The 16,203-nt window shown below is 55.4% G+C and carries 16 protein-coding genes; 9 read left to right on the forward strand and 7 right to left on the reverse strand.

The genetic code is table 11. The features are described 5' to 3' along the window. The first annotated feature begins 4 nt into the window (after positions 1–4). Genes priB through rplI form a run of 3 tightly spaced genes read left to right on the forward strand, consistent with a single transcriptional unit; the run spans position 5 to position 1,043 of the window. On the forward strand, positions 5–322 hold the full coding sequence (priB, locus tag IBT54_RS15910; RefSeq protein ID WP_013359169.1) for a primosomal replication protein N: 318 nt from the start codon (positions 5–7) through the stop codon (positions 320–322). 4 nt (positions 323–326) lie between these two features. Further along, positions 327–554, forward strand: a complete 228-nt coding sequence (rpsR, locus tag IBT54_RS15915; protein ID WP_002210155.1) for a 30S ribosomal protein S18 — start codon at positions 327–329, stop codon at positions 552–554. Between the two features lie 39 nt (positions 555–593). Beyond that, entirely contained in the window at positions 594–1,043 is a 450-nt protein-coding gene (gene rplI / locus IBT54_RS15920; protein ID WP_003855506.1) for a 50S ribosomal protein L9, read from the forward strand. 82 nt (positions 1,044–1,125) lie between these two features. On the opposite strand, the gene IBT54_RS15925 is transcribed toward rplI, so the two are convergent. Further along, entirely contained in the window at positions 1,126–1,803 is a 678-nt protein-coding gene (locus tag IBT54_RS15925) for a LysM-like peptidoglycan-binding domain-containing protein (protein WP_156105718.1), read from the reverse strand. A gap of 220 nt (positions 1,804–2,023) precedes the next feature. Between IBT54_RS15925 and fklB the strand changes: the two genes are divergently transcribed. Continuing rightward, complete coding sequence (gene fklB / locus IBT54_RS15930) at positions 2,024–2,644, forward strand: FKBP-type peptidyl-prolyl cis-trans isomerase (protein ID WP_010256433.1); 621 nt, start codon at positions 2,024–2,026, stop codon at positions 2,642–2,644. A 45-nt stretch (positions 2,645–2,689) separates the two neighbouring features. Here the strand turns inward: fklB and IBT54_RS15935 are convergent, their stop codons facing one another. Further along, positions 2,690–4,633 (reverse strand): bifunctional 2',3'-cyclic-nucleotide 2'-phosphodiesterase/3'-nucleotidase, encoded by a 1,944-nt coding sequence (locus IBT54_RS15935; RefSeq protein WP_201252448.1) that lies wholly within the window; start codon positions 4,631–4,633, stop codon positions 2,690–2,692. A 293-nt stretch (positions 4,634–4,926) separates the two neighbouring features. Here IBT54_RS15935 and cysQ point away from each other — a divergent pair, with 293 nt between their 5' ends. Further along, positions 4,927–5,670, forward strand: a complete 744-nt coding sequence (cysQ, locus tag IBT54_RS15940; RefSeq protein ID WP_201252449.1) for a 3'(2'),5'-bisphosphate nucleotidase CysQ — start codon at positions 4,927–4,929, stop codon at positions 5,668–5,670. 66 nt (positions 5,671–5,736) lie between these two features. Here cysQ and IBT54_RS15945 read toward each other — a convergent pair whose 3' ends face one another. Further along, positions 5,737–6,294 carry a YtfJ family protein gene (locus IBT54_RS15945; protein WP_013359165.1) on the reverse strand — a complete coding sequence of 186 codons (558 nt, stop codon included), beginning with the start codon at positions 6,292–6,294 and terminating at the stop codon, positions 5,737–5,739. A 315-nt stretch (positions 6,295–6,609) separates the two neighbouring features. Between IBT54_RS15945 and IBT54_RS15950 the strand changes: the two genes are divergently transcribed. Then, positions 6,610–6,816, forward strand: coding sequence for a DUF1107 domain-containing protein (locus tag IBT54_RS15950; protein WP_003855513.1), 207 nt, complete (start codon positions 6,610–6,612; stop codon positions 6,814–6,816). 81 nt (positions 6,817–6,897) lie between these two features. Here the strand turns inward: IBT54_RS15950 and IBT54_RS15955 are convergent, their stop codons facing one another. Next, positions 6,898–8,220, reverse strand: coding sequence for a hemolysin family protein (locus IBT54_RS15955; protein ID WP_013359164.1), 1,323 nt, complete (start codon positions 8,218–8,220; stop codon positions 6,898–6,900). 516 nt (positions 8,221–8,736) lie between these two features. Between IBT54_RS15955 and IBT54_RS15960 the strand changes: the two genes are divergently transcribed. From IBT54_RS15960 to IBT54_RS15970, 3 genes are read left to right on the forward strand one after another with little or no spacing between them, the layout of a single operon-like run. Beyond that, entirely contained in the window at positions 8,737–10,452 is a 1,716-nt protein-coding gene (locus tag IBT54_RS15960; RefSeq protein WP_179291186.1) for an autotransporter assembly complex family protein, read from the forward strand. Beyond that, positions 10,449–14,216 carry a translocation/assembly module TamB domain-containing protein gene (locus IBT54_RS15965; protein ID WP_201252450.1) on the forward strand — a complete coding sequence of 1,256 codons (3,768 nt, stop codon included), beginning with the start codon at positions 10,449–10,451 and terminating at the stop codon, positions 14,214–14,216. Before IBT54_RS15960 ends, IBT54_RS15965 begins: the two co-directional genes overlap by 4 nt. A 2-nt stretch (positions 14,217–14,218) precedes the next feature. Beyond that, entirely contained in the window at positions 14,219–14,572 is a 354-nt protein-coding gene (locus tag IBT54_RS15970; protein WP_013359161.1) for a gamma-glutamylcyclotransferase, read from the forward strand. A gap of 58 nt (positions 14,573–14,630) precedes the next feature. Here the strand turns inward: IBT54_RS15970 and ppa are convergent, their stop codons facing one another. The 3 genes from ppa to IBT54_RS15985 all read right to left on the reverse strand — a co-directional run bounded on the left by ppa (position 14,631) and on the right by IBT54_RS15985 (position 16,182). Next, positions 14,631–15,161 (reverse strand): inorganic diphosphatase, encoded by a 531-nt coding sequence (gene ppa / locus IBT54_RS15975; protein WP_003855519.1) that lies wholly within the window; start codon positions 15,159–15,161, stop codon positions 14,631–14,633. A 100-nt stretch (positions 15,162–15,261) separates the two neighbouring features. Next, on the reverse strand, positions 15,262–15,711 hold the full coding sequence (locus IBT54_RS15980) for a DUF441 domain-containing protein (protein ID WP_013359160.1): 450 nt from the start codon (positions 15,709–15,711) through the stop codon (positions 15,262–15,264). A 60-nt stretch (positions 15,712–15,771) separates the two neighbouring features. Beyond that, entirely contained in the window at positions 15,772–16,182 is a 411-nt protein-coding gene (locus IBT54_RS15985; protein ID WP_201252451.1) for a lysozyme inhibitor LprI family protein, read from the reverse strand. Positions 16,183–16,203: the final 21 nt, after the last annotated feature.

Below are 16,203 nucleotides of genomic sequence, written 5' to 3' on the forward strand. Positions count from 1 at the left end.
CATCGTGACGGTCAATCGGCTTCGCCTGTCTGGCACTGTGTGCAGGACACCGGTTCGAAGGGTTAGCCCGTCAGGAATTCCTCACTGTCAGTTCGTGCTTGAGCACCGCTCAGTGCAGGAGGAGGCCGGGTTTCACCGGCAAGCCTGGTGTCGTATGCCTGTTATTATTAGCGGCAGCGCCCATCAGGTGATTACTCAACATATAACGGTCGGCACGCAACTCACACTCGACGGTTTCATTAGTTGCCATCAGGCACGAAATGGCCAGAGCAAAGTGGTGTTCCATGCCGAGCAGATTGAATTGATAGATTCTGGAGACTAGCCTAATGGCACGTTATTTCCGTCGTCGCAAGTTCTGCCGTTTCACCGCGGAAGGCGTTGTTGAGATCGATTACAAAGACATCGCAACGTTGAAAAACTACATTACCGAAAGCGGTAAAATTGTCCCGAGCCGTATCACCGGTACTCGTGCAAAATACCAGCGTCAGTTGGCTCGCTGCATCAAGCGCGCGCGTTACCTGTCTCTGCTGCCGTACACTGATCGTCATCAGTAATCGGCAACTGTCCATTAACGACTTTAAGAGGATAAGGTAATGCAAGTTATTCTGCTTGATAAAGTAGCAAACCTTGGCACCCTGGGTGATCAGGTTAACGTTAAAGCGGGCTACGCTCGTAACTTCTTAGTACCACAGGGCAAAGCTGTTCCTGCTACTAAGAAAAACGTAGAGTTCTTCGAAGCACGCCGTGCTGAACTGGAAGCCAAACTGGCTGATGTTCAGTCTGCAGCAACTGCTCGCGCTGAGAAAATCAATGCACTGGGCACGGTAACCATCACGTCTAAAGCAGGCGATGAAGGTAAACTGTTCGGTTCAATCGGTACCCGCGACATCGCTGATGCAGTGACTGCAGCAGGGGTTGAAGTGGCTAAGAGCGAAGTTCGTCTGCCAAACGGCGTTCTGCGCACTACCGGTGAGCATGAAGTAAGCTTCCAGGTTCACAGCGAAGTCTTCGCTAAACTGAACGTGAAAGTTGTTGCTGGTTAATCCTGATTAACTGAGCACGACATTAACGCCGGCCCTGTGCCGGCGTTTTTGTTTTTATGCCTTTCTCCAGGCACTGTTCGCGTTACTGCGCGCGAATAAAGCTGCCATCGGGCTGACGGGTAAACAGCACCGGGCCGTTAGCGCCATCCACGGTCAGTCCTGTTACCACGCCCTGCGCATCCTGACGGATTTTAACCTGCTGGCCACTTTTCAGTGTGCTGAGCGGCTGATCGCTGCCTTCCACCCGCGCCATCGCAAACACATCATTGACCGGCAGACTATTGTCACGAAACAGCTGCGCCAGCGTCTGACCGGATGCAATGGTCAGGTTACGCCATTCCCCCTGAGAATCGGCTTTTGGCGTCTGCTGAGATTGCGAGGATGAAGGCTGACGGGTACCGTTGTTTTCATAAATATCCGCCTGCATCGGCACCTCTTTCTCAGCCTGCGGTGCGACAGGCTGCTCAACCGGATAGCGCAATGTACTGGCGGGCCAGAGAAACGCCACCAGCATCACCAGCAGAGCGGCAACGATGCCCCGACGGTGCGGCGCAGGCAGCGGGTCCATCCAGCGAATGTGGTCGGTAAAATGCCAGATACGCTGAAGCCATGTCGGCAGGCGGGATGACGCGTCTGAAGCCATTCGGGGTTTCTCCTCTCCGGCAGGCTGCTGTGGCCTGCGTGCGGCCAGCCAGCTCTGCAGCCGGGATACAATATGTTGTGCACGCATCCTGCGGCGTCGTGGGGCAATCTGGCCCATGTTTGCTCTCTTATTCAGGTGCTACAGACGGGATGATCCCCATCGATAGTTATAGTATGGGCAATACCGGCGCGAAGTGCCTGCCAGCATTGATAAATTTGACGGCTCTATTGTTTCTCTTTCCCCCGCAAAAGTCATCTGCGACGCAGGGCATTTTACGCCAGCGGCCTGCGCTGCTATGCTGCCGGTTCGAATTTATCCGAGAGTGAAAGGAACGAAGATGACTACCCCTTCTTTCGACAGCGTCGAAGCACAAGCAAGTTACGGTATTGGTTTACAGGTTGGCCAGCAGTTGCTGGAATCTGGTCTGCAGGGTCTGCAACCAGAAGCACTGCTCGCGGGTCTGCGCGACGCGCTGGAAGGGAACTCACCGGCCGTACCGGTTGACGTGGTTCATCGCGCACTGCGTGAAGTACACGAACGTGCGGAAGGCGTACGTCGTGAGCGTACCGAAGCCATGGCAGCAGAAGGTCAGGCGTTCCTGCAGGAACATGCGCAGCGTGAAGGCGTGAGCAGCACCGAATCAGGCCTGCAGTTCAGCGTGATTACTCAGGGCGAAGGTCCAATCCCATCACGTCAGGACCGCGTACGCGTTCACTACACCGGCAAACTGATAGACGGCAGCGTATTCGACAGCTCGGTTGCCCGTGGCGAACCGGCAGAATTCCCGGTCAGCGGTGTTATCCCTGGCTGGATCGAAGCACTGACCCTGATGCCGGTTGGCTCAAAATGGGAACTGGTGATCCCACAGAACCTCGCGTATGGCGAGCGCGGTGCGGGTGCCTCTATCCCGCCATTCAGCACCCTGATCTTCGAAGTTGAGCTGCTGGAAATTCTGTAATACCCGGACGCTGCAACCAACCCGGTTGCAGCGTCTTCTCCCGCCTTATTTCTGCTGTAAATTCACCTGCCACAGCGCAAAGCCAATCGCATCTGTCCCTTTGGGCTGAAGCGGATATTGTGCATGCTGCTGAATAAAGCCGGTCGCCTTATCACCCGGTGCCGTTTCAAACTGAATATCGAGTGGGGTGGATGAGGTAATCGGTGCCAGACGCCAGTTATTGTCCGCCTTCGGCTGCACTTCACCGTGTGCTTTGGTTTCCGCGCTGATATAAGCCGCAACCACTGCCCGGTTCTCGTCCGGCGAAGCAAAGGCAATGTATTTATCCCCGGTGCCGGCAAACTTGCCGCCGTAAGCGCGATAGTTATTGGTCGCGACCAGGAAAGTGGCCTGCGGATCGACGGGCTTACCCTGCCAGGTGAGCTGACGGATACGTGAAGCATCCGGGTGGATCAGTTTACACTCCGCGTCGTAGCGCGCGGGCTGTGTCACATCGATCTGGTAATTCACCCCGTCAATCACATCGAAGTTATAGGTGCGGAAATCCCAGTTGATCAGCGACTGCGTTTTGCTACTGTGTGGATCGATCTGGTTAAACTGGCCCGTAGAACACTCCAGCCACTCTTTGACCTGTGCGCCCGTGACTTTCATCACTACCAGCGTATTGGGATAAAGATAAAGGTCGGCGGCGTTACGGAAGGTCAGCGCGCCTTTCTCCACTTCGGTGTAGCTCGATGGGTCGTTTTTACGTCCGCCCGCTTTAAACGGCGCAGCAGCAGAGAGCACCGGCAGTCGGCCCAGATCCGGATCGCCCTGAATAAAGTGTTCTACGTAGGCGCGCTGCGCATTATTGACGATCTGCACTGTCGGGTCGTCCTGCACCAGCGACAGATAGCTGTACATCACATCGGCGGATTTGCCGATAGGCTTCGCCACAAACTCCCGCGTCGCGCGGTGATCGTCAGCGAGCACTTTCACCAGCGCCGGATCTTCAGCCGCCAGCGATTTCTTCGCGGCGATATCATAAATCGGCCGCGCCTGCGCTTTGCCGCTGCTTACCTGCCAGTGTCCATCTTGATTGCTCAGCACCAGATCGACCACGCCCAGGTGATCGCCCCACATGCCTGGCATCACCGCCGGAATGCCGTTCAGCGTGCCGTTAGCAATGTCTGCACCCTTAATGGCTGCGAACTCCTCACTGGGGAAGACCGCATGTGCATGACCAAACAGGATGGCGTTGATGCCTTCCACCTGGCTGAGATAGTAAACCGAGTTCTCCGCCATCGTGTGATACGGCTCGCTGCTCAGGCCGGAGTGGGGGATAGCGATAATCAGATCGGCACCCTGTGCGCGCATCTCAGGCACATAACGGCGTGCCGTTTCGGTGATGTCGTCGACCCGCACCTTGCCCTGCAGGTTGGCTTTGTCCCACACCATAATCTGCGGCGGCACAAAGCCGATATAGCCAATCTTCAGGGTCTGTGTTTTGCCGTCGCGATCAACCACCGTGGTGGATTTGATGATGTATGGGGTAAACAGCGGTTTGCCGCTCTTCACGTCAATCACGTTGGCATTTACATAAGGAAAGCGGGCGCCTGCCAGTGCTTTTTTCAGGTAGGGCAGGCCATAATTGAATTCATGATTACCGAGGTTGCCGACGCTGTAATCCAGCGTATTGAGCGCCTTATAGACCGGATGGATCTCGCCCTCACGTAATCCTTTGGCCGCCATATAGTCACCCAGCGGGCTGCCCTGGATGATGTCACCGTTATCGACCAGCAGACTGTTCTTCACCTCCTGGCGCGCGGCGTGAATCAGCGTGGCGGTTCGCACCAGGCCAAACTTCGCGGTTGGGGTGTCTTTGTAATAGTCGAAATCCATCATATTGCTATGCAGATCGGTGGTTTCCAGTATCCGCAAATCTACCGTTGCGGCCTGGGTTGCGACGGAAACGCTCAGGGCCAGTAACATCATTCCGGGCTTAAACATGCTTGCTCCTGCTGCAAATTAAATTAAGGCTCTCAAAATAATGTAAAAGCATGACAGATAGTCATTTTAAATCGTGATGGATATAACGTTTTGACGCATCAGCCAGCGGCGGATTCTTATACGACGAAGGCGCAGCAGCGCAGGCGTGGCGATTGTCGGATAACTATGATATTGATATATCTATGAATTGATGGGTCAGCCTGCCTGCACATGAGCACTGCAGGCTGAACTGCTAAAATGTCACTAGCTGGGGTGAACCTATCCCGCAGCAGACAGACACAACGAGGTGAAAAATGTTAGAGCAAATCTGCCAACTGGCACGCGAAGCGGGCGACGCGATTATGCAGGTCTATAACGGTGCCGCGCCGCTTGACGTTTCTCACAAATCGGACGATTCACCGGTGACCGCTGCGGATATTGCGGCGCACAACGTTATCATGAAGGGCCTGAAGCAGTTATCGCCAGAGATCCCGGTGCTGTCAGAAGAAGATCCCCCAGCCTGGGAGGTGCGTCAGCACTGGAAGCGTTACTGGCTGGTCGATCCGCTGGATGGCACCAAAGAGTTCATCAAACGCAACGGCGAATTTACCGTCAATATTGCGCTAATCGAAGCGGGCAAGCCGGTTATGGGCGTGGTTTATGCACCGGTGCTGGGCGTCATGTACGCCGCTGCAGACGGTAAAGCGTGGAAAGAAGAGGGCGGTCAGCGTGAACAGATTCATGCCCGTGACGCGCGTCCTCCGCTGGTCGTGGTGAGCCGCTCACATGGCGATGACGCCGAGATGAAAGAGTACCTGAAACAGCTGGGTGAACATCAGACCGTCGCCACCGGCTCTTCTCTGAAATTCTGCCTGGTGGCGGAAGGGAAAGCTCAGCTCTATCCCCGTTTCGGGCCCACCAACATCTGGGATACCGGCGCGGGTCATGCCGTGGCGATGGCCGCTGGCGCCCATGTGCATGACTGGCAGGGTAAAACCCTGGACTACGCGCCACGCGAATCCTTCCTTAATCCTGGCTTCCGCGTCTCCCTGTTTTAATGCTGTCTGAATTTGCAGGCTGATGAAATCCCGGCGGTTGCGCTGTGACCGCCGGGATTTCAGCGATTACTCTTTCAGCAGTGAGGCCAGCAGCGCCATCACGTTTGTCACTTCATCCTGCGTCAGCGATCCATCCTTCACAAATCTCACCTTGCCCTGTTTATCCAGTACCACAATGGCGGAACCGCCCGACTGTAACTGCCAGGCATGCTGCACATTGCCCTTGCTGTCGATGACAAACTGCGACCACGGATATTGCTGCTTGTTGGTCTCGACGCTACTGCGAACAAACATGCCGGTGCCAGGAATGGCGTCATCGGTATTCACGATAGTGGTGGTCTGATAGCGATCGTGTGGCAGCTTCGCCGCTTTGATCGCCTCTATCAGTGCCGCATTCATCTCTTTAGCGGAGGAGCGACCAGCAATATGCTGGACCACACGAACTTTTCCACTGAGTTGCGCGCTATTCCAGTTTTTGTAGCTAAACTTCTCCTGCTGTAATAACAATTCGCCCTTATCGTTGACGCCAGTGGCGGGGACTCGTGATCCCAGCCTGAGGTCATGGGCCATCACGCTTGCTGGTATCAGCAAAGACAACGCCACAGCGGTCAGAATGTTTCGCATTGCTATTTCCTTAAGTGATCGGACCAGTCAGTCATTTTACTGCAATAGTAAGCAGGGATGATGCGCCTGTCATGGAAAGGTGTCAGGTTTGTTATGGACACCACAATTCCTTAACCAATGAAGGTTTATACTGTCTTGTATGACCCTGATAACAGAGTGTTCTGTAATGATGTGTCAATTCAGTAAAAAAATTCACTTTTCGGAACACCAGACGATTTTAGTGTTCTATAGTTATCGCGAATTCGCGCTTCATGGGCTGGAACCAAATTTGGAAACGGCGAAGCGTGCTTTAAAAATGTACAGGAGTTAGTCAGTATGAAGATCTTCCAGCGCTATAATCCGCTACAAATAGCGAAATATGTAAAAACGCTGTTCAAAGGAAGGTTGTATATCAAGGACGTTGGCGCGTTCGAGTTCGATAAAGGGAAAGTCTTAATCCCGCGCGTCAAAGACAAACAGCATCTGAGCGTGATGTCAGAAATTAACCGCCAGGTCGTTCGTCTCAAGCTTGAGTTCAACTAATATCAAGGGCGCCGATGGCGCCCTTAGTGTCTGGCACGTCAGACTATTTATTTCACAGTCTGAACCTGGCCCTCGGTCATTCTACTCTTCTTCGCTTTTCGTCATGCTCAGCACCGGCGGTCGTTCGTCAATGCGGGTAACCAGCAGCTGGTCGATGCGATAGCTATCAATATCCACCACCTCGAACTTGTAGCCAGCAAACTTCACAAAATCAGTACGCTTCGGAATCTTACGTAGCATATACATCATAAAGCCGCCGATGGTTTCGTAGTTGCCTGACTGCGGGAAATCATCAATGTCCAGCACGCGCATCACGTCATCAATCGGCGTACCGCCCTCAACCAGCCATGAGTTTTCATCGCGCGCCACAATCTGCTCTTCCATGCCCTGGCCCACCAGGTCACCCATCAGCGTGGTCATCACGTCATTCAGAGTAATGATGCCCACGACCAGCGCATACTCGTTCATGATCACTGCGAAATCTTCACCAGCGGTTTTAAAACTTTCCAGCGCTTCGGAGAGGGTCAGCGTGTCCGGCACAATCAGCGCAGAGCGAATCTGCAGGCCACTGTTCAGCGCCATACTTTGATTGCCCAGCACACGCAGCAGCAGTTCTTTAGAGTCGACATAACCAACGATATGATCGATATCACCGCTGCAGACCAGAAACTTAGAATGCGGATGCTCAGCGATTTTGGTCTTGAGGCTGGTCTCATCTTCATGCAGATCAAACCAGACGATATTCTCACGTGAGGTCATTGAAGAGGGAACGGTACGCGATTCCAGCTCAAACACGTTTTCAATCAGCTCATGCTCCTGCTTACGCAGCACGCCCGCCAGCGCACCCGCTTCAACGACGGCATAGATGTCGTCAGAGGTGATGTCATCTTTACGCACCATCGGCAGTTTGAAAATACGGAAGAAGACGTTAGCCAGGCCGTTAAACAGGAACACCAACGGACGCATCACCAGCAGGCAAAAACGCATTGGGTTGATGATGCGCAGCGCGATGGTTTCCGGTGCGACCATGCCAACCCGCTTCGGCGTTAAGTCAGCGAACAGGATAAAGAGGCTGGTGACGATGGTGAAGGAGCAGATAAAGCTGAGCTGTTCTGCCAGTTCCGGCGAAACAAAGCGGTTAAAGAGGCCGCTGAAAACCGGTGAAAAAGCAGCGTCGCCGACAATACCGCCCAGGATGGCGACGGCGTTAAGGCCAATCTGCACCACGGTGAAGAACATGCCCGGCGTTTCCTGCATTTTAAGGACACGCTGCGCATTAACATTGCCTTCATCGGCGAGCAGTTTCAGTTTGATCTTACGGGCGGCCGCCAGCGATATCTCTGACAGAGAAAAAAAGGCACTGATTACGATCAGCAACAGAATGACAAGCAAGCTATCTAACATATGAGATCCAAAGGGTTATCCACTTGTCATTTTTGGCCTGGGCAGCGTGGGTAAGCGCAAACAGAGTTGGTTTATCCGTGAATCACAGCTATCCGTGCCAAAAATGTCTGCGCCTGTTCGACAGGAAAAAGATGTCGGGGCAGAAATGAAAACAGGCGGAATGCCTGTGGTGGCAGATTATAGCAGGAGCGCTCATTGTGCCGCCAGAGGGCAAACCGTCGCATCACACCGCATCTGCGTCCAGAGCGGCCGGTTATTGACTCGGATTTATCTGAGTGAGTCATCCGGGTTTGATCATTCCACCCCTCAGGAGTTGTATCGCGATCCCCATTTACCGACAATACCCTGTTATTTGACTTAGATGTCAGCGTTGCGTCGCCGTTTACCATAAAGTGCGGCTATGATGAGGGTGTTGCCGTTGCGGTAGTGCGGGCAAAGATGATTAATAAGTGCCCCGCGGAAAAGGGGCCGGCATGATTAACAGGAGTACAGGTGCCACGATTTTATGTTTATTGCATGGCTGGCCTGCTGCTTGCCGCGCCCGCCCTTGAGGCGGCGACAGTGCGATTACAGGTAGACGGCTTAACCGGGGATCTTCAAAGAAATGTCAGGGCGCGCCTGTCGACCATCGGCAGCGATGAGGTCTCTAACGATGGTCGTTTTCGCGCGCGTGTTTCTGTTGCGATAAAAGAGGGGCTGCGCGCACTCGGTTATTATGAACCCACCATTGATTTTGAATCCCGCCCCGCGCCAGCGCAGGGCGGACGCCCGGTATTAGTGGCCCATGTCACCCCCGGCGAACCGGTAAAAATTGGCGGCAGCACCATCGTGGTCGAAGGCGATGCGCGCAATGACGCAGATTATAAAGCCTGGGTGAAGCAGGGACGGCCCAAAGTGGGTACGCAGCTTAACCACGGGCAATATGACAAATTCAAAAGCGGCTTCTCAAATCTTGCGCTGCGTAACGGCTATTTCGACGGCACCTTTAAAAAAAGCCAGCTCGGCGTCTCGGTAGAGCGGCGGGAAGCCTTCTGGGATATTGATTACGACAGCGGCGAGCGCTATCGCTTTGGCGACGTCACGTTCCAGGGTTCGCAGATTCGCGAAGAGTACCTGCAGAACCTGGTGCCGTTCAAAGAGGGGGATTACTACAGCTCCCGTGATTTAGCCGAACTGAATCGGCGTCTCTCCGCCACCGGCTGGTTTAATTCGGTGGTGGTCGCGCCCGAATTCAGCAAGGGACGCCAGACCAAAGTCCTGCCGCTGAATGCCGTGATGTCGCCCCGCACCGAAAACACCATTGAAACCGGTGTCGGCTACTCCACAGATGTCGGTCCGCGCCTGAAAGGCACCTGGAAAAAACCGTGGATCAACGATAGCGGCCACAGCCTGGCGGCCAGCGCCTACGTTTCTGCGCCGGAACAGCAGGTCGATCTCAGCTACAAAGTGCCGCTGCTGAAAAGCCCGCTGGAGCAGTACTACACCTTCTCTGGCGGCCTGAAGCGCACCGACCTCAACGACACTAAAGCCGACACCACGACGCTGGCGATGTCGCGCAACTGGGACAGCAGTAGCGGCTGGCAGAAGGCAGTTAACCTGCGCTGGAGCCTGGATCACTTTACGCAGGGCAGCGTGACCAACACCACGATGCTGCTCTATCCCGGCGTCAGCGTAAACCGTACCCGTTCGCGTGGCGGTCTGATGCCGACGTGGGGCGATTCACAGCGCTACTCGGTGGACGTCTCTGATACGACCTGGGGTTCGGACGTTGACTTCCTGATCCTGCAGGCGCAGAACGTCTGGATCCGCACGTTGGGCGACAGCCATCGCTTTGTGGCGCGCGGCAATCTTGGCTGGATCGAAACCAACGACTTTGACAAAGTGCCGCCGGATCTGCGCTTCTTTGCCGGGGGCGACCGCAGTATTCGCGGCTACAAATACAAAAACATTTCACCGCGTGACGACGACGGCAAACTCACTGGTGCATCCAAACTCGCCACCGGATCGCTGGAATATCAGTACAACGTCACCGGGAAATGGTGGGGCGCGGTGTTCGTTGACTCGGGTGAAGCCGTTAACGACATCAAACAGAGCAATATCAAAACCGGTGCGGGCGTCGGCGTGCGCTGGTCTTCGCCGGTTGGCCCCATCAAATTTGATATCGCCAGACCCATCGGGGATGACGAGGCACATGGATTACAATTTTACGTAGGGCTGGGGCCAGAACTATGAAGCTGTGGAAAAAGGTCCTGATCGGTATTCTGATCTTTCTGGTACTGCTGTTGGGCGGCGTGGCATTTTTAATCGGTACCACGCCGGGGCTGCATTTAGTGCTGAAGGGGGCATCGCGCTGGGTGCCCGGCCTGTCCATCAGACAGGTCGATGGCGGCTGGCGTAACCTGACGCTCAACGGTCTGCGTTTTGAGATGCCAGGCGTCAGCCTCGATGCCGGGCAAATCCATCTGGCGGTGGATCTCAACTGCCTGCTGCACTCCTCCGTATGCGTTAACGATGTCTCCCTGCGTGATATCAGCGTGGTCGTCGACAGCAAGAAGATGACACCTGCTGCGCCAGCGCCGGAAGAGGAAAGTGGCAACACCAACCTCAGTACGCCGTACCCGATTACGCTGCGTCACCTTGGCCTGCACAACATCAATGTCAAAGTGGATGACACGGCGATCTCGCTGCTCGACTTCACTACTGGCCTGCAATGGCAGGATCGCGCGCTGACGCTGAATCCGACCCATATTCAAAGCCTGCTGATTGCGCTGCCGAAAGCGGCGAAAGTCGTGAATGACGAGGTGGTGGAGCCGAAGGTTCAGCAGCCTCACCCTGCGGAGAAACCGCTGGGTGAAACGCTGCAGGCGATGTTTGCCAAACCGCTGCTGCCTGCGCTGCCCGATTTCCGTCTGCCGCTGGATATCGAGGTGCAGCAGATTCTGGGTGAACAGCTGCGCATTACCGGCGACACCGATATCTCCGTCAGCCGGTTACTGCTGAAAGCTAAAACCGCCGATCGTCATATGCAACTGACGACGCTGGAAGTGGACTCGAATCTTGGCAACCTCAACGGCAGCGGACAGGCGACGCTGGCGGATAACTGGCCGGTCGATTTCACCCTGAACGGCACGGTTAACACCGACCCGATCAAAGGCGAAAAGCTGGCGCTGAAACTGAATGGTGCAATGCGCGACGAGCTGAAGCTGGGACTGAATCTTTCCGGTCCGGTGAAGGCACAACTGGACGCCACGACGCAGCTGGCGGTAGCAGGACTGCCGCTGTCACTGCAGTTAACCAGCCCGCAGCTACGCTGGCCATTAACCGGCCCGGTTCAGTATCAGGCGGATGACCTGAACTATCAGTTTAAAGGCAAAGCCACCGACTATGTGATGTCACTGCAGACCGCCGTGAAGGGCGAGTCGGTACCACCAGCCAATATCTCGCTGACGGGTAAAGGCAATGTTGAGCAGTTCAGCCTGGATCGCCTGCGCGTGGCTGCATTGCAGGGCAATATTGACCTCACCGCGCTGGTGGACTGGAGCAAGGCGATCAGCTGGCGCAGTGAGCTGACGCTGGCCGGGATCAACACCGCAAAACAGTATCCTGACTGGCCAGCGCGGCTGGATGGAAAAATCACCACCCGCGGCAGTCTCTATGGCGGCAGCTGGCAGCTGAGTGTGCCGCAGCTTCAGCTGAAAGGAAACGTGAAGCAGAACGCCGTCACCGCTGACGGTTCACTGACCGGTAACAGCTACAACCAGTGGACGGTGCCGGGCATTAAGCTGGCGCTGGGACGCAACCATCTGGATGTCAAAGGGGGGCTGGGCGATAGTCTGGATCTTGATGCCAGCATCGACGCGCCACAGCTCGACAATGCGCTGCCAGGTCTGGGCGGTGTCGTCAACGGCACTATCAAAGCGCGTGGCACCCTGAAAGCCCCACAGCTGCTGGCCGATCTCAATGCCCGTGGTCTGCGCTGGCAGCAGATGCAGATCAATCGCGTTACGCTGAATGGTGACGTGCGCTCCGGCGAACAGGTGGCGGGTAAACTGCAACTGCGCGTCGAGCAACTGAAGCAGGATGCGCTGAACATCAGCCTGCTGACGCTGAATGCGGACGGCAACGAGCATCAGCATCAGCTGAAGCTGAATGTGCAGGGCAAACCGGTCTCTGGCCAGCTAGCGCTGAACGGCAGCTTCGATCGCCAGACCGAACGCTGGAGAGGCACGCTGAATGATACCCATTTTGATACGCCTGTCGGCGAGTGGCGTCTGACCCGCGCGATGGCCATCGACTATCTCAACAGCCGCCAGACGGCGACCATCGGGCCGCACTGCTGGCAGAACCCGAATGCACAGATTTGTGTACCAGAACCGGTAGAAGCCGGGCCGGCAGGCAAGGCGCATGTCGTGCTGAATCGCTTTGACCTGGCGATGGTGAAGCCGTTTATGCCGGATGCGACCCAGCTCAGCGGCCTGTTCAGCGGCGATGTGCGCGTCAACTGGACGGCCGACGGCGCGCTGCCGACCGGCACCGTGGCGCTGAAAGGCAACGGCGTGAAAGTGGTGCAGGATGTGCAGGGCAATAACCTGCCGATCGCCTTCGACACGCTGAACCTCAATGCCGCGTTGCAAAACGGACGTGCTAAGCTCGACTGGCTGATCCGCATCGCCAATAACGGGCAGCTGGATGGCAACGTGCAGATCGACGATCCGCAAAACCGCCGTACGCTGGGCGGCAACGTTAATATCCGCAATATCTCGCTGGCGATGATCAATCCGGCGCTGATGCAGGGTGAGAAGATCAAAGGCAGCCTGAACAGCAGCCTGCGTCTGGGTGGCAGCATCCAGCAGCCGCAGGTATTTGGTCAGCTTGGTCTGACGGGTGTCGATGTGGATGGCAACTTTATGCCGGTCGATCTCACAGCCGCTAACCTGAATCTGGTGTTCAACGGGATGAGCTCGACCCTGAACGGGCTGGTGCAGACCGCGCAGGGCAACATTAACCTCAGCGGTAACGCGGACTGGAGTCAGCTTGATAACTGGCGTGCGCGCATTGCGGCGCAGGGCAGCCGGGTTCGCGTGACCGTGCCGCCAATGGTGCGTATGGATGTCTCGCCGGATCTGGTGTTTGAAGCGACGCCAGCCGCCTTTAACCTTGATGGCCGGGTCGACATTCCGTGGGCGCGCATCACGGTGCAGGAAGTGCCGGAAAGCGCCACTGGCGTCTCGTCGGATGAGGTGATGCTGGATGAACAGCTGAAGCCAATTGCACCGCAAACCGCCGCGATCCCGATTAACAGTAATCTGGTGATCCACGTCGGTAACGATGTGCGGCTCTCGGCATTTGGCCTGAAAGCGAAACTGAATGGCGATCTTAAACTGGTACAGGATAGGACAGGGCTTGGTCTGAATGGCCAGATCAACATTCCGTCCGGTCGCTTCCACGCCTACGGTCAGGATCTGATCGTCCGTAAAGGCGAGCTGCAGTTTGCCGGTCCGCCTGATCAGCCTTACGTCAATCTGGAAGCTATCCGTAACCCGGATGCGACTGAAGATGGCGTCACCGCCGGTCTGCGCGTCACTGGCCTTGCTGATGAGCCGAAAGCAGAAGTCTTCTCCGATCCGGCAATGTCGCAGCAGGAAGCGCTTTCCTACCTGCTGCGCGGTCAGGGACTGGGCAGTGACGGCGACAGTAACGCCCTTACTTCGGCCCTTGTTGGCTTAGGGGTTGCACAAAGTGGGCAGGTTGTGGGTAAAATCGGGGAGACATTCGGTGTCAGTAATCTGGCCGTTGATACTGCGGGTGTTGGCGACAGCCAGCAGGTGCAGGTCAGTGGCTATGTACTACCGGGTCTGCAGGTAAAATACGGTGTTGGCATATTTGATTCACTGGCGACGTTAACCTTGCGTTACCGCCTGATGCCTAAGCTCTATCTGGAAGCCGTATCCGGTGTGGATCAGGCTCTCGATTTGCTCTATCAGTTTGAGTTTTAGCAATGCGAATAATTGTCTACGGCAGTTTACGGCGCAAACAGGGAAACAGTCACTGGATGACGAATGCGCAGTGGCTGGGTGATCACCAGATTGAAGGCTTTGAGCTTTACAGTCTGGGGCATTATCCCGGCGTCATAGAGGGCAATGGAGCGGTACAGTGTGAAGTGTACCGCATTGATGCCTCAACCCTTGCGGAGCTGGATGCGCTTCGCACCAAAGGGGGAGAGTACAAACGTTATCTGACTCAGACGCCGTTTGGCAGTGCATGGCTTTATGTCTATCAACGCTCAGTGGCAGGACGCCAGCGCATTATGAGTGGTGACTGGCTGAAGCGCGATGAGGAGCCAGAGGCCTGAACAAAAACACCGTCCAGTTGGACGGTGTTTTTTTTCGACTCACAAACCGGCAGCAGAATTACTTCTTCTGTGCACGCTCGTAAGAGGAGATGATTTCGGCTTTAGCGGCTTCGGCGTTATCCCAGCCATCCACTTTCACCCATTTGCCTTTTTCCAGATCTTTGTAGTGCTCAAAGAAGTGGGTGATCTGTGCACGCAGCAGTTCTGGCAGGTCGTTCACATCTTTGATGTGATCGTACTCTTTAGACAGTTTGGTGTGCGGAACGGCAACCAGTTTGGCATCTTCGCCAGACTCGTCGGTCATTTTCAGCACGCCAACCGGACGGCAGCGGATCACTGAGCCCGGGACCAGTGGATACGGGGTCGGAACCAGTACGTCAACCGGATCACCATCCAGAGAAAGGGTGTGGTTGATGTAGCCGTAGTTGCACGGATAGAACATGGCGGTAGACATGAAACGGTCTACAAACAGGGCACCAGACTCTTTATCAACTTCATATTTGATCGGATCAGCATTCGCTGGGATCTCAATGACAACGTAGATATCTTCTGGCAGGTCTTTACCTGCTGGCACCTGGTTCAAACTCATCTGGCATTCCTTCAGTAGTCGTATGTTGAGTGTCGGCTATTATAGCCAACTGACTCTGAAAGTATGCCCTCTTTTTGGCGTTTCGGAATGCGCCCTAACGCTACTTAGCCGCCACAAACAGCGAAACAATGCCTGCGGCAATCAGTGGTCCTACCGGCACGCCGCGGAAGAACGCTACGCCAATCACCGTACCAATCAGCAGCCCCCCGATAACCGACGGCTGCACGCTCATAAAGTTCACGCCACGACCGCCCAGCCAGGCGACAAAAATCCCCACCACAATCGCCACAATCGACTTCCAGTTGGCAAAGGATTTAAGCAGCGCAGAGGCGGGCAGTGAGCCGCTGGCCAGCGGCGCCATTACCGCCACGGTAAGAATAATGATGCCCAAGGTAATGCCCTGTTTTTCCACGTAGGGAAAGAACTGCGCCAGCGGGGTAATTTTAATCGCCAGCAGCACCAGGATAGAAATGGTGACTGCGTTGTTGTGAACAAAATAGCTCAGTACGGCAAGGGCAATCAGAATCAATGTCGAGGCGTAAGCAGCCATGGTTTCTCCCTGAAGGTTAACAGCGCACTGACGTCAGCCAGCGCAAAAGCGGGTTATGGGTCAGCAGTCATCGGGGTTGGCACAACTGCCTTTACCGAGGGACTGCAACATCAATGCCTGATTGCGTACCAGGCTCAGGCCCTGGGCACTCAGCGCTACGCTGCCCAGCGTTCCCTGCGTCGCCAGCTGGCTGTGGCTCGCTGCAAGCCAGCTATCGCGGTAGCTCAGCCACGCGCGCTGCGCAGCACGCAATTTATTTTTAGGTTCGCCGGAGAGGGTTTTCATCAGTGTGTTGTACTGCTGATTCATCTCCTGATCCCAGGCCTGATTGGCTGCCGCATAGCATTGGTTCATCGCAAGCGTTGTCGGGGCGTCATTCAGGCAGCGCTTGAGCGAGGCATCTGACGGCAGATCCTCTGCCATTGCCGTCGTGTTGAGGAGCAGCAGCATCAGAAGCAACCCTGGTTTCATTATTTTCTCCGGATAACGGAT

The organism is Pantoea sp. S62, from assembly GCF_016658625.1.
Taxonomy (GTDB): Bacteria; Pseudomonadota; Gammaproteobacteria; order Enterobacterales; family Enterobacteriaceae; genus Pantoea; species Pantoea vagans.

Excerpts from the sequence above, each read along its gene's own strand:
- rpsR (WP_002210155.1), top strand. The coding sequence starts at position 327 with ATGGCACGTTATTTCCGTCGTCGCAAGTTCTGCCGTTTCACCGCGGAA.
- rplI (WP_003855506.1), top strand. The coding sequence starts at position 594 with ATGCAAGTTATTCTGCTTGATAAAGTAGCAAACCTTGGCACCCTGGGT.
- IBT54_RS15925 (WP_156105718.1), bottom strand. The coding sequence starts at position 1,803 with ATGGGCCAGATTGCCCCACGACGCCGCAGGATGCGTGCACAACATATT.
- fklB (WP_010256433.1), top strand. The coding sequence starts at position 2,024 with ATGACTACCCCTTCTTTCGACAGCGTCGAAGCACAAGCAAGTTACGGT.
- IBT54_RS15935 (WP_201252448.1), bottom strand. The coding sequence starts at position 4,633 with ATGTTTAAGCCCGGAATGATGTTACTGGCCCTGAGCGTTTCCGTCGCA.
- cysQ (WP_201252449.1), top strand. The coding sequence starts at position 4,927 with ATGTTAGAGCAAATCTGCCAACTGGCACGCGAAGCGGGCGACGCGATT.
- IBT54_RS15945 (WP_013359165.1), bottom strand. The coding sequence starts at position 6,294 with ATGCGAAACATTCTGACCGCTGTGGCGTTGTCTTTGCTGATACCAGCA.
- IBT54_RS15950 (WP_003855513.1), top strand. The coding sequence starts at position 6,610 with ATGAAGATCTTCCAGCGCTATAATCCGCTACAAATAGCGAAATATGTA.
- IBT54_RS15955 (WP_013359164.1), bottom strand. The coding sequence starts at position 8,220 with ATGTTAGATAGCTTGCTTGTCATTCTGTTGCTGATCGTAATCAGTGCC.
- IBT54_RS15960 (WP_179291186.1), top strand. The coding sequence starts at position 8,737 with ATGGCTGGCCTGCTGCTTGCCGCGCCCGCCCTTGAGGCGGCGACAGTG.
- IBT54_RS15965 (WP_201252450.1), top strand. The coding sequence starts at position 10,449 with ATGAAGCTGTGGAAAAAGGTCCTGATCGGTATTCTGATCTTTCTGGTA.
- IBT54_RS15970 (WP_013359161.1), top strand. The coding sequence starts at position 14,219 with ATGCGAATAATTGTCTACGGCAGTTTACGGCGCAAACAGGGAAACAGT.
- ppa (WP_003855519.1), bottom strand. The coding sequence starts at position 15,161 with ATGAGTTTGAACCAGGTGCCAGCAGGTAAAGACCTGCCAGAAGATATC.
- IBT54_RS15980 (WP_013359160.1), bottom strand. The coding sequence starts at position 15,711 with ATGGCTGCTTACGCCTCGACATTGATTCTGATTGCCCTTGCCGTACTG.
- IBT54_RS15985 (WP_201252451.1), bottom strand. The coding sequence starts at position 16,182 with ATGAAACCAGGGTTGCTTCTGATGCTGCTGCTCCTCAACACGACGGCA.